The sequence below is a fragment of the Salmonella sp. SAL04202 genome, from assembly GCF_046550775.1.
GTDB classification, from domain to species: Bacteria; Pseudomonadota; Gammaproteobacteria; order Enterobacterales; family Enterobacteriaceae; genus Salmonella; species Salmonella enterica.
In genome coordinates this window covers 61,188-74,126 of sequence record NZ_JBGDXK010000006.1, presented here as the reverse complement: position 1 = coordinate 74,126, position 12,939 = coordinate 61,188, and the positions used below count along the sequence as shown (strand labels likewise).

The following is a 12,939-nucleotide window of genomic DNA, read 5'->3' as shown; positions in this document are numbered from 1 at the left end:
CCGTAACCGGACAGTGTAAGTAAACCTGCTACGCTTGTATGAGGGATAGCGTTCGCGCCCCTCCCTCCGCTCGACGGCGACGCTGGTGCGGTATGCCAGTGCCCGCCGTATATAGCGCTACAGGGCTTAGCCTATGAGGACAGCTATGCTGAAAAGGAAAAAAATAAAACCGATTACACTGGGCGATGTGACCATCATTGATGACGGTAAACTTCGCAAAGCGATTACCGCCGCCTCGCTGGGCAACGCGATGGAGTGGTTTGATTTTGGTGTTTATGGATTTGTTGCCTACGCGTTGGGTAAAGTCTTTTTCCCCGGCGCCGATCCCAGCGTCCAGATGATTGCCGCGCTGGCCACATTTTCCGTTCCCTTCCTGATTCGTCCGCTCGGCGGGTTATTCTTTGGTATGCTCGGCGATAAATACGGGCGCCAGAAGATCCTGGCGATCACGATTGTGATTATGTCGATCAGTACCTTCTGTATCGGGTTAATCCCCTCTTACGCGACGATCGGTATCTGGGCGCCAATACTGTTGTTGCTGTGTAAAATGGCGCAGGGCTTCTCGGTTGGCGGGGAATATACCGGCGCGTCGATCTTTGTCGCGGAATATTCGCCGGATCGTAAACGCGGATTTATGGGAAGCTGGCTGGATTTTGGTTCCATCGCCGGGTTCGTGCTGGGCGCGGGCGTGGTGGTCTTGATCTCAACGATTGTCGGCGAGGAGAATTTCCTTGAGTGGGGCTGGCGTATTCCGTTCTTTATCGCCCTGCCATTGGGGATTATTGGTCTCTACTTACGCCATGCGCTGGAGGAGACTCCAGCGTTTCAGCAGCACGTGGATAAACTGGAGCAGGGCGACCGCGAAGGGTTGCAGGATGGGCCGAAAGTCTCCTTTAAAGAAATTGCCACCAAACACTGGCGTAGCCTGTTGTCATGTATCGGTCTGGTGATTGCCACCAACGTGACCTACTACATGCTGCTCACCTACATGCCGAGCTACCTGTCGCATAACCTGCACTATTCTGAAGATCACGGCGTGTTGATTATCATCGCCATTATGATCGGGATGCTGTTTGTGCAGCCGGTGATGGGGCTGCTGAGCGATCGTTTCGGTCGTCGTCCGTTTGTGATTATGGGCAGCATTGCGCTGTTCGCGCTGGCGATCCCGGCCTTCATCCTGATTAACAGTAACGTTATTGGCCTGATTTTTGCCGGTTTGTTGATGCTGGCGGTGATTCTGAACTGCTTTACCGGGGTGATGGCCTCGACATTGCCGGCGATGTTTCCGACGCATATTCGTTACAGCGCGCTGGCGGCGGCTTTTAATATCTCTGTATTAATTGCCGGTCTGACGCCAACGCTGGCGGCCTGGCTGGTGGAAAGCTCGCAGGATCTGATGATGCCGGCGTATTATTTGATGGTCATCGCGGTGATAGGCTTGGTTACCGGTATTTCCATGAAAGAGACGGCCAATCGTCCGCTAAAAGGCGCAACGCCAGCGGCGTCGGACATCCAGGAAGCGAAGGAAATTCTGGGTGAGCATTACGATAATATTGAGCAGAAAATCGACGACATCGATCAGGAAATTGCGGAGCTGCAGGTTAAACGTTCGCGTCTGGTACAGCAACATCCGCGTATCGATGAATAAATTTCGCGCTTAAGGTTCGCTTAATCTCTCGCGGGCATACTCTCCTCCATACCTTTGGAGGAGAGCGTCATGAAAAGCTATATTTATAAAAGTTTGACGACCCTGTGTAGTGTGCTGATTGTCAGCAGTTTTATCTATGTGTGGGTCACGACGTATTAAACGCCTGTTATGCCTTTTTCAACAGCACCCAGGCACGGGTGCCTGTTCTTTCCGTACGGTTTTGCAGGAAAAACTGTCCCTGATGTAGTTGGGTGATGCGGCTGACGATACTCAGCCCCAGGCCAATTCCGCCATAACGGCTGTCCATCCGCACGAACGCTTCGCTTAGCTTCCCGCATTTGCTTTCATCAATACCCGGCCCCTCGTCTTCGACCGCCATAATAGCGTCGGGGTCGGCGCTAATGTGGATAGTGATATGGGTTCCTTCAGGGCTATAGCGATGCGCGTTTTCCACCAGATTTCGCAACAGCATACGCAGTAACGTCGCATCACCGCGCACCACCACGTCCGCCGCGCTTTCCGGCAGCAACAGAGTTTGCTGGCGCGTTTCCAGCATGGTGTTCAGCTCATCGTAGGAGGGGAGGATCACATCTTCCAGCAGTTTTACTTCCTGATAATTCCCGGAAGAGAATGACTGGCCCACGCGCGCCAGTTGCAGAAGCTGGGAGACGCTATCCATCATCTGGTCAAGACGGGCGATAAGCGGCGCGACATCAACATTGTGGGTTTTTGACAATAATTCCAGGTGCAAACGCACCCCCGACAGCGGCGTGCGTAGCTCATGGGCCACATCGGCGGTAAAAAGGCGTTCATTGTCGAGCGTGGTGGTCAAACGCGTAACCAGTTGATTGATCGCCGAGACGACGGACTCAATCTCAAGCGTGGAGCTGTGAATGGCGATCGGCGCCAGATTATCCGCCGTCCGCGCTTCCAGCTCTTTTTGCAGTTCGGCGAGCGGACGGGTAATACGCCGTACCGCCTGGTAACAAATTAGCAGCGTCAGGCTAACCATAAATACGCCGGGGACGATCAGGCTGGCGACCGCCTCGCGAATTTCGTGCATGATATGGCGATCGTTGTTGCGATTATCCCGCAGCGCCTGCTCGAACAATTGGATTTGCTCAGTGCTTTCATGCCATAACCAGAAGGTACTGATTAACTGGAACACCAGCAGAATAAGACCAATTGTCAGCATTAAACGCTGGCGAAGGGTCATCGCTCTTCGCTGAAAACGCATCAGGCTCACTTAGCTTTCCTCAGTGGCAACCAGCATGTAGCCAAACCCGCGAACCGTGCGAATGCGCGACTTGCCGACTTTGTCGCGCAAATTATGTATATGCACTTCCAGAGTGTTGGTCGAGGGTTCGTTATCCCAGTTGTAGATATCGTTATAAAGAATTTCCCGGTGCACCGGACTGCCTGCCTTGAGCATCAACCGTGAGAGCAACGCGTACTCCTTAGGCGTCAGGGTCAGTTCCTGTCCATCCCTCCATGCCTGATGGCGGCCTATATTGAGCGTCAGATTGCCAACCGTCAGTTCACTTTCACCCTGATTATTATGGCGGCGCAGCAGCGCGCGGATGCGGGCGTGCAACTCCTCCAGGGCGAAGGGTTTAACCAGATAATCATCTGCGCCGACATCCAGCCCGGTAATGCGGTCATTGAGCGTATCGCGGGCGGTCAGAATGAGTACCGGCAGGGTATATTTTTTCTGTCGGATTCGCGTCAGGAAATGCAGGCCATCCTCATCGGGCAGCCCTAAATCCAGCACCATCAGACTGTAATGACCAGACTCCAGACTATGCTCGGCGGCACGCGCTGTCGAAACGCCATCACACGCATAGCCTTCGGTTTGCGCGGCGAGTATTAACCCCTGTAATAATAGCGTGTCGTCTTCAACAATCAGTATCTTCATTCGCTTAGTCTCCTGCACGGTTGCAGAATATCATCTGCGGCCTGGTAATACGTCGTTTGTACGCCGGTTAATCCCAGCATGGTTGAGAAAAGATTGTCCTGTGAATAATCCAGCGTGCTCGCCCTTTTTTGCAGGCAGGCCTGATCCACCTGATAACGCTGTTGATAATCTTTAGAAAGCCAAATGAGCATCGGGACATGTTTTTGCGTATCCGGCGCAATGGAATACGGCAGACCGTGTAAATAAACGCCATTTTCACCCAATGATTCACCGTGATCGGAAAGATAGACCAGGCTGGTGGTGAATTTATCCTGATGGGATTTCAGCAGGTTAATGGCTTTATCTACAATATAGTCCACGTACAGCACGGTATTATCATAGGTGTTGATCAACTGCTGTTGGGAACAGTTCTGAATTTCGTTAGTGTCACAGGTTGGGGTAAATTTTTTAAACTGCGGTGGATAACGGTTGTAATAGGTTGGGCCGTGGCTGCCGATGGTATGTAATACAATAACGCCATCGCCTTTCAAATGGTCGATATAGTCTTCCAGACCGTGAAATAACACTTCATCGTAGCACTCGCCGTCGATACATTGTCCGGGCAGGTTTAGCTCGGTGACATTTTGATGCGGAACGCGATCGCATGCGCCTTTACAGCCGCCGTCATTATCATTCCACAGTACGTTAATCCCCGCGCGCTGGATAATATCCAGCAGCCCTTCCTGGTGATGCGCCAGCTCTTCGTCATAATGTTTGCGCGGCATATCAGAAAACATGCAGGGAACGGAGATCGCGGTCGCCGTACCGCAAGAGGTGGTATGCGGGAAATAGATCACATCGTCTTTCGCCAGCCGCGGATTGGTGTCGCGCGGATAGCCGCCAAGAGAGAAATCATCGCCGCGCGAGGTTTCGCCAACAATAAGAATCGTCAGGTTTTTGCGATCGCCTTTCAGCATTAATGGATTGCGATGGGCATCCTCGCCAATGCGTACCAGCGGCAAATTCGCCAGCCGTTGATGCGAATACCATGACCAACTGGCGACAATACTGTTCGATGGGCTTAACGCTTTGATCAACTGTTTATTATTTCGAAATAGCGAGGCGTAATCTTTATAGAAAAAGGCGGCGACCAGAATAACTAATAAAATAGAGATCAGGACGCTGACCAGGCGGTAAAGCCCGCTACGTAAGCGCGGCGTCGCCGGACGGATTTTGACCCAGAAGGCAATCACGGCTGCCAGAACGCCGCTTAATCCCAGAGTCAGCACCATTTGCGGCGTCATCAGCGCAAAGGTTTCCGCGGGCGTGGTATCCATCATATTGGCGATCATGGAGCGATCGATGATGATGCCGTAAGTCAAAATAAAATACTGCGCGGCAGCGCCGACCAGAATAAAAACGCAGGCCAGCAGTCGGTTTAGCCAAATAAATGAGGCCAGCGTCAGCACACTATTGACCACGCTAAACGCGACGACCGGCATGGAAATAAACACCAGCACATTGCGTAGCGAGTTTAACGGTAGGTCTTGTAGTACCTGCTTGTAGAACGCAATGTTCAGGCAGACGGCAATATAAAAGGAAAAAAGCAGAAGCCAGGCGATTTGCCCAAGAACAGGTCTTTTAAGAAAGCGCTTTAACATGTTGATGCGTCCATCGATTCGGTGACGCTAATCGTGACAAAGTAAAATTAAGTGAACCTTAAGAACTTAATGTTGGTGGCGGCCGGATAACCTGCGCTATCCGGCCTGTTGCGATAACATTAACTACACGTGGTCAATCCTGTTTAACCGGCGCATCCAGCGGATACGGGTTTTTGTGAATGCGGTTGTAGTTCAACGCATACAGCGCGGTGATCACCATCAACGTGACGAACGACCACATCACTTCTTTGGCGCCGGAACCGATGACCGCCCAGATGCAATACACAAACGCGACGAAGGTAATCAGCAGATACAGCGGGCGCGCTTTACCAAAGTGACCGTGGCCCAATAGCAACAGCGCGGCACAGGTGTAAAGATAAGGCACCAGGGTGAAGATAACCGACACGGAGGAGACCAGACCAAACTCTTTCGCGGCGTTCGGCGACATACTGCTGAACTGGAAGATAGTCATCAGCACGCCGACGATAAGCAACCCAGCCACTGGCGTACCGGCTTTATTAACCCGCGCGAAGATCGGCGGGAAGAGACCATCGTCCGCCGCCGCTTTTGCGGTTTGACCGGCAAGCAGCGTCCAGCCGCCGAGAGAGCCCAGGCAACCTGCTGCCGCACAGAAGGAAACAATAGCCCCTGCGGTATCGCCCAGCGCCATACGCGCCGCGTCACCGAAAGGCGATGCCGATACACGCAGCGCCGCGTTGGGGATCATCCCCATAATCGCCGTTGTGGAGAGCACATAGCAGACGGCGGCGATCAGTACCCCGCCGATGGTGGCGATAGGCACGTTGCGTTTCGGGTTTTTGACCACACCGGCCGCAACGGAGGCGCTTTCTACCCCGATGAATGACCATAGCGTGACGTTCAACGTGCTTTGAATCGCGCCGAAGGTATTCATACCGCTCACGTTCCAGGCCGCCATATAGGTTTCGCCTTTAAACCAGAACCAGCCGAAGACCGCAATCCCTACGATAGGCACCAGCGCCAGTACGGTGGCGACGGCCTGTACGCGGGTAATCATTTTCGGCCCGACGATGTTCAGCAGAACAAAAATCCACAGCACCGCGACGCAGGTAAGCGTTAATACCAGCGGATCTTTCAGAATCGGGAAGAAATAGCTCAGATAGCCGACGCCGATAACGACCATCGCGATATTACCGATCCAGCATGCCAGCCAGTACAGCACGTTCGTTTGATAGCCCAAAAACGGCCCGAAGCAGCGACGTGCGTAGGCATAGGAACCGCCGGGACTGGGATCTAAGGACGACATTTTGGCATAAACCATCGACAGCGCCAGGGCGCCGATGATAGTGACCAGCCATCCGTAGATTGCAATCCCGCCAGTGGCCGCCAGGTTGGCAGGGAGTAAGAATACCCCTGAACCCATAATATTCCCCGATACCATTAAGGTGACGGGGATTAGGCCCACTTTGTGAGCATCAGCATCCGAAGACATAATTTGGACTCCTGAAAAGGTGACTTCGTTACGATAAATTACGTCGTATCATACCCCCTCAGAATGCCGCTGAATTATGTCGGAGACGGGTTATCGCCAATGCTGTTATTATCGTGTCTTATCGTTGAGTGTAGAAAAATTAGGCAGCCGATCGTTCCCGATGTTGGCTAACATAATGCAGGGGGGTCATACCATAAAACTCTTTAAACACGGAAATAAAGTACGATGTGCTGTTATACCCACACAGCTGTGAGACTTGAGAGATATTCTTTCCGTCCATTAATAATTGGTTTACGGCATAACGCATTCGGCAGGTCGTGATTATTTGGCTATAACTGGTATTCTCGTTTTTGAGCTTTTTCTTTAACAAGCTTGGACTCAGGCACAGGCAACTGGCAACGGCGCTCAGATTCCAGTCTTTATGAATATCGCTCTGAATGATGTGGTAAACGCTGTCACTGATGCGGCTGCGTAGCATGTGCATTAACAAAGAAATAAATTTTTTGTGGTCAAGAAAGCGGGATAAAACGGTGAAAAGGAGCGCACGGGTACGTTCACTAACAATTTCATCCGGTGTTTCCATCGCGCTGTAGCGGGCGGCGACCCTGAAGATATCCGGCGTCAGACAGTTGGCGGTCAATAAGGGATCGGCGTTGCGTTGCCAGACGGGAAGGTGTGAGAGATCTTTATTCAGGAATTGTAAATAGTCTTTAATATTATTGCGACTCACTTGTATTACTAGCACGCTATTTAATGATGAAATGTCAATAACGTTATTTTCACAAGCCAGAATGGCCATATAATTCGCTTTTAAACTGATTGGCTCCTTACCATTTACTCGTAACCATGTATCTTTTTCGGTTAATAACACTATGCAAGGCTCGTTGCTGCAAATCCTCATACCCGAACTCCTGGAATATGAACATAAAAGACCGGATCTCGCCAAACGGGAGAGATAACGGGGACTGAGTCAATTGTGTGATGAATTGAAACTGCACTAAAATAACTTTCCTGAATAATATTACAATATTTGTACGATGAATTAGGGTGTACAAAAAGTTGTACGCGAGTGGCAACTTGTCATTTTTGTATAAAAAAAGCGCGGGATGGGGCCCGCGCAAAAAGGTATGACAGTATTATTGTTTTGCAGCAATACTCAGGGAATACATGCCATCCTCAAAAAAAAGACTCTTTGTGATTAGGCTTTCACGCACATAACGTGATATACGCCATCGATAATTTCCGTGCCTTCGGTTTCATGCTCAAAGCCAGGGAAGTGATGATCCCAGGATTGCAGTGAGCGTAAGTAACCCACCTGCGGACTGTTTTCATCGCCAAAGTTTTCGCCGGAGAGCAGCATCGGGATGCCTGGCGGGTAAGGAATAACGGAGTTCGCCGCAATGCGACCCGGTAGATTTTCAATCGCCACCATTTCAATATTGTCGTTCACGATCGCGTTGTAGGCGTCGCGCGGGGTAATCTCCGCAACCGGCAGGGTGGAATAGGCGGCGTTGAGACGGGCGCCCGGGTTATTTTCACGTAGCCAGGCAAACATTTTATCGCCCAGGTCATGAATACCCATGTTCGCGTAAGTGTCAGGATAATCCTGCACCAGTTCCGGCATCACCTGCGCCAGCGGCGTATTCGCGTCGTAATGATGTTTGAAGGAGCACAGCGTGTTGATCAGCGTTCCCCATTTCCCGCGAGTTACCCCCATAGAGAACAGGAACATAATCTGAAAGTCGGTGGTGCGGGTCGGCACGATACCGTGGCGGCCAAGCCATGCTGTGACCAGCGCAGCAGGTACGCCGGATGCTTCCAGTTCGCCATCGTCGCCCATACCCGGCGCCAGGATACTGACTTTAATCGGGTCCAGCATACTCCAGTTATCCGGCAGGTCTTTAAAGCCGTGCCAGGTTTCCCCGGGGCGCATGACCCAGCAGTTCTGGTCGGTGGCCAGCAGTTTTGCCGGCGCGTCGGCGAAGTCATATGTTTTACCGGTTTGTGGATCGGTGACGACGTCTTTATTCCACGGTTTAAAGAACCAGTCGCCTTCATCGGTAAACTCTTTATAAAGACGCGCCATCGCCTGACGGAAATCAACCGCTTCGTCAATCACCTCTTGAGTCAGGGACAGACCGCTGTTACCGTCCATCATCGATACCGCCACATCGTTGGATGCGCAGATGGCATATAACGGAGAGGTGGTGGCATGCATCATATATGCCTGGTTGAAGCGGGAGAAATTCACCGCGCCACGGCCTTCACGGACGTGAATATAGGAAGCTTGTGAAAGCGCATTCAGGAGTTTGTGCGTGGAGTGGGTGGCAAACACGGTCGGACCGTTATGGTCGCCTGGCTCGCCGCGCATCGCGTAGTGATCGCAATAAATCGGGTTGAAGCGCGCATAGCCGTACCATGCTTCGTCGAAGTGAATGCGATCGCTGGTTTTTGCCAGCAGATCCTGCGCCTCTTTGGCGTTATAGCATACGCCGTCATAGGTACAGTTGGTCACCACGCTGTAAGACGGTTTCTGTCCGGCTTTGGTTTTGGTCAGCGGGCTGGCGCTGATTTTTTTCTGCAAGGTTTCAGGCTGCATTTCCTGCGGGTAGATTGGCCCGATAATGCCGTAACGGTTACGGCTTGGCACCATATATACCGGTTTGGCCCCAGTGAGGATCAGCCCCTGCTCGATGGATTTATGGCAGTTACGATCCAGTACAACGACATCATTATCCGTCATACAGGCCTGCATAATAGTACGGTTAGAACCGGAGGTCCCGACAACCACGGACCAGGAGCGGTCAGCACCGAATACGCGGGCGGCGTTTTTCTCGCTTTCGCCAAACGCGCCGGTATGGTCGAGGAGTGAACCGAGCGTGGTACGCTCAATCCCCATATCGCTGCGGAACAGGTTTTCGCCATAATAATCGTGATAAAAGCGACCGGCAGGCGTTTTAGTGAAACCGACGCCGCCCTGGTGTCCCGGCGCCGCCCATGAATATTCATGAATGTCGCTGTATTTCATCAACGCGTTAAACAGCGGCGGTAACAGTTGCTGGCGATACCGGGTCATGGCGGCAACGGCGCGTCCGGCGATAAAGTCAGCGGTGTCTTCCAGAATCCAGGCGAATTCATCGACAAGCTCCAGCAGGTCGCGGTCCAGCGATGCCGTCGCTTTTTCCCTGTCGCCTAACAGGAAAACGGGCACGTTTTGCTGACGCTCGTGAAGCTTACCGATCAATTGCCTGACGCTCAGGTGCTCATCCGGTTGTTCCATTTGGTAGCTAAACATCAGACAGTCAATGGCTTCGTTCGCGGACAAGATGGCATAGCCGTCATCGAAGGATGTCGATTTAATGACGGTAACATTTTGTTGGCTCAAGGCATCCGCCAGACGCTCAACCGCGTTGCCAACCCAGGTGTCCTGATGCAGAAACTCACTTTCAACAATTAATACTTTCATCATCTTTTACCCGGTTGTGGAGGCCGTGCAATTTACGCCTTGCCGACCCGCCGTATGAATGTGACGTGGGCAAGTATTACCCCGTCAAATAGGGGGTGTAAAGTGATGGAATAATGGTCAGTTATTGATATTATTTTTTAATAAACAATGTGTTAATTATTGATAGCGAGCGATTTCACCCGCCGTTTATCGACAGGTGAATTATTTTTTTGGCTGATAGTGGTATCCGGCTTTAGCCGGGCATCGTCTGGCGTCGTTGCTGGCTTAGCTTGCGGTATTGTTGCGGCGACATACCGACAAATTTGCTAAAAGTACTGTAAAAACGGCTGCTGGATCGAAACCCGGCAGTCAGAGCGACATCGAGGATCGTTTTGTCAGTATCGCTCAATAAGGCACGTACGTGATTGATGCGCATCGCCGTGATGTACTGCTTCATCGTCAATTGCATAACCCGCTGGAATATCCCCATCGCGTAGTTAGCATTGAGTTTGACATGCTCCGCGACGTCGTTAATGGTGAGCGCCTGATCGTAGTTATCGGCAATAAATCCCAGCATCTGGCTTACGTAAAACTGCGCATGGCGTGAGACGCTATTCTTGTGGGTGCGTGATGTTTTATTGAGCAAAATGGGTTGCCAGCCGGAAAGGCTAAAGCGTTTAAGCATCAGGCCGATTTCATCGATCGCCAACTGGCGAATTTGCTCATTCGGGCTGCTTGTTTCCTGCTGCCAGCGCAACACTTCAAAGGTGCTAAGCTGCTGGGTCGCCAGTGATTTAACCACCATCCCGTGCGTGACATGGTTGATAAGATCGCGATCCAGCGGCCAGGAGAGAAACAGGTGCATCGGCAAACTGAAAATCGCCATCTGGCGGCAGTTGCCGGGGCGGGTAAGCTGGTGTGGCGTACAGGCCCAAAACAGGGTGATATGTCCCTGCTTTATCTGCACGACTTCATTGTTGATTAAATACTCCACATCGCCGTCAAACGGAACATTCACTTCTACTTGTCCATGCCAGTGACTGCTGGCCATTCTGTGCGGCGGCCTCAGTTCAACGTCCAGTCGTTGATATTCGGAATAGAGCGACAGCGGGCTACGGGTTTGCTTTTCATCGCCGTTGCACATGTGCGGGTCGGGCGGGAGGAGGGATATTGCTTGCGTACTCATCGTCACTCCATTTCCTGAATTATCAGAATTATGCCCCTTTAGCCGGGAGGAAACCGGGAATCCGGACACAGAATCCGTCGATATTGTAGAGCGTAGCCTGACTATCAGGCCGAATACTCTGCTTTTTACGCCATTTTGTCCCAAAAACTCAGATCTCCCGCGCGCCAGCATACGATCTGAGTTTTCGGGAATGCTCATCGGGGAAGACGGAGGTTTTCACCGGGAACGCGTGCCACCATGAAGGTGTTCACTACTGTTCTGGAGAGTCATGATGACGGCACCCAAAATTACCTTTATCGGCGCAGGTTCTACGATTTTCGTCAAAAATATCCTCGGCGATGTGTTTCACCGCGAGGCGCTAAAGTCAGCGCATGTCGCCCTGATGGATATTGACGAAACCCGGCTGGAAGAGTCGCACATTGTGGTACGGAAACTGATGGACTCCGCGGGCGCTTCAGGCCGGATTACCTGCCATACCCATCAGAAAGCGGCGCTACAGGATGCGGATTTCGTGGTGGTCGCCTTTCAGATTGGCGGCTATGAACCCTGCACCGTGACCGATTTTGAGGTTTGTAAGCGTCATGGCCTGGAACAGACGATCGCCGATACGCTGGGGCCGGGCGGCATTATGCGCGCGCTGCGGACTATCCCGCATCTGTGGCGGATTTGCGAAGACATGATGGAAGTCTGTCCGAAGGCCACCATGCTCAATTACGTCAACCCGATGGCGATGAATACCTGGGCGATGTATGCCCGCTATCCGCATATCAAACAGGTCGGCCTGTGCCATTCGGTACAGGGAACGGCGGAAGAACTGGCGCGCGACCTGAATATCGATCCCGCCTCGCTGCGCTACCGCTGCGCCGGCATTAACCACATGGCGTTTTACCTGGAACTGGAGCGCAAAACGGCTGACGGGACTTATGTCGATCTCTATCCTGAATTGCTGGCAGCCTATGACGCCGGACAGGCGCCGAAGCCCAATATTCACGGCAATGAACGCTGCCAGAACATTGTGCGCTACGAGATGTTCAAAAAGTTGGGCTACTTCGTCACCGAGTCATCAGAGCATTTTGCCGAGTACACGCCGTGGTTTATTAAACCGGGACGCGAGGATCTGATTGCGCGCTACAAGGTGCCGCTGGATGAATATCCGAAACGCTGCGTAGAACAACTGGCGAACTGGCATAAAGAGCTGGAGGAGTATAAAACCGCCGAGCGTATCGACATCAAACCGTCCCGCGAGTACGCCAGCACCATTATGAACGCTCTGTGGACCGGCGAGCCGAGCGTGATTTACGGCAATGTGCGTAATGAGGGGCTGATTGATAACCTGCCGCAGGGAAGCTGCGTGGAAGTGGCTTGTCTGGTGGATGCCAACGGCATTCAACCGACGAAGGTGGGGACGATCCCTTCTCATCTGGCGGCGATGATGCAGACCAACATCAACGTGCAAACGCTGTTGACCGAAGCCATCCTCACGGAAAACCGCGATCGCGTGTATCACGCGGCGATGATGGACCCTCATACCGCAGCGGTGCTGGGTATCGAAGAAATCTATGCGTTGGTTGACGATCTGATCGCCGCGCATGGCGACTGGCTTCCGGCCTGGTTACGCCGTTAATCTCCAGCCG

Annotated in this window: 10 protein-coding genes; 3 read left to right on the top strand and 7 right to left on the bottom strand. The window is 52.2% G+C overall.

Going from position 1 to position 12,939, the window contains the following annotated elements:
• Positions 1 to 145 precede the first annotated feature (145 nt).
• Entirely contained in the window at positions 146 to 1,648 is a 1,503-nt protein-coding gene (gene proP, locus ACLJQJ_RS20275; protein ID WP_000919711.1) for a glycine betaine/L-proline transporter ProP, read from the top strand.
• Positions 1,649 to 1,717: 69 nt separating this feature from the next.
• The gene (pmrR, locus tag ACLJQJ_RS20270) at positions 1,718 to 1,807 is read left to right on the top strand and encodes an LpxT activity modulator PmrR (protein WP_000844399.1); all 90 of its coding nucleotides are present in this window, start codon (positions 1,718 to 1,720) and stop codon (positions 1,805 to 1,807) included.
• A gap of 7 nt (positions 1,808 to 1,814) precedes the next feature.
• Here the strand turns inward: pmrR and pmrB are convergent, their stop codons facing one another.
• From pmrB to melR, 7 genes are all read right to left on the bottom strand, one after another.
• A complete protein-coding gene (pmrB, locus tag ACLJQJ_RS20265) occupies positions 1,815 to 2,885 on the bottom strand; it encodes a two-component system sensor histidine kinase PmrB (protein ID WP_001212189.1) in 1,071 nt (356 codons plus the stop codon).
• A gap of 9 nt (positions 2,886 to 2,894) precedes the next feature.
• A complete protein-coding gene (gene pmrA / locus ACLJQJ_RS20260; protein WP_000697899.1) occupies positions 2,895 to 3,563 on the bottom strand; it encodes a two-component system response regulator PmrA in 669 nt (222 codons plus the stop codon).
• Positions 3,560 to 5,203 (bottom strand): phosphoethanolamine transferase EptA, encoded by a 1,644-nt coding sequence (eptA, locus tag ACLJQJ_RS20255; protein ID WP_000919294.1) that lies wholly within the window; start codon positions 5,201 to 5,203, stop codon positions 3,560 to 3,562. The genes pmrA and eptA overlap by 4 nt, the downstream gene beginning before the upstream one ends.
• 133 nt (positions 5,204 to 5,336) lie before the next feature.
• Complete coding sequence (adiC, locus tag ACLJQJ_RS20250) at positions 5,337 to 6,674, bottom strand: arginine/agmatine antiporter (protein ID WP_000093130.1); 1,338 nt, start codon at positions 6,672 to 6,674, stop codon at positions 5,337 to 5,339.
• A 139-nt stretch (positions 6,675 to 6,813) separates the two neighbouring features.
• On the bottom strand, positions 6,814 to 7,575 hold the full coding sequence (locus ACLJQJ_RS20245) for an AraC family transcriptional regulator (RefSeq protein ID WP_001217083.1): 762 nt from the start codon (positions 7,573 to 7,575) through the stop codon (positions 6,814 to 6,816).
• 297 nt (positions 7,576 to 7,872) lie between these two features.
• Complete coding sequence (adiA, locus tag ACLJQJ_RS20240; protein WP_001538051.1) at positions 7,873 to 10,140, bottom strand: arginine decarboxylase; 2,268 nt, start codon at positions 10,138 to 10,140, stop codon at positions 7,873 to 7,875.
• A gap of 232 nt (positions 10,141 to 10,372) precedes the next feature.
• Positions 10,373 to 11,305 (bottom strand): transcriptional regulator MelR, encoded by a 933-nt coding sequence (gene melR, locus ACLJQJ_RS20235; RefSeq protein WP_000106992.1) that lies wholly within the window; start codon positions 11,303 to 11,305, stop codon positions 10,373 to 10,375.
• Between the two features lie 268 nt (positions 11,306 to 11,573).
• Between melR and melA the strand changes: the two genes are divergently transcribed.
• Positions 11,574 to 12,929 carry an alpha-galactosidase gene (gene melA, locus ACLJQJ_RS20230; RefSeq protein WP_001534541.1) on the top strand — a complete coding sequence of 452 codons (1,356 nt, stop codon included), beginning with the start codon at positions 11,574 to 11,576 and terminating at the stop codon, positions 12,927 to 12,929.
• The last annotated feature ends 10 nt before the right edge of the window (positions 12,930 to 12,939 follow it).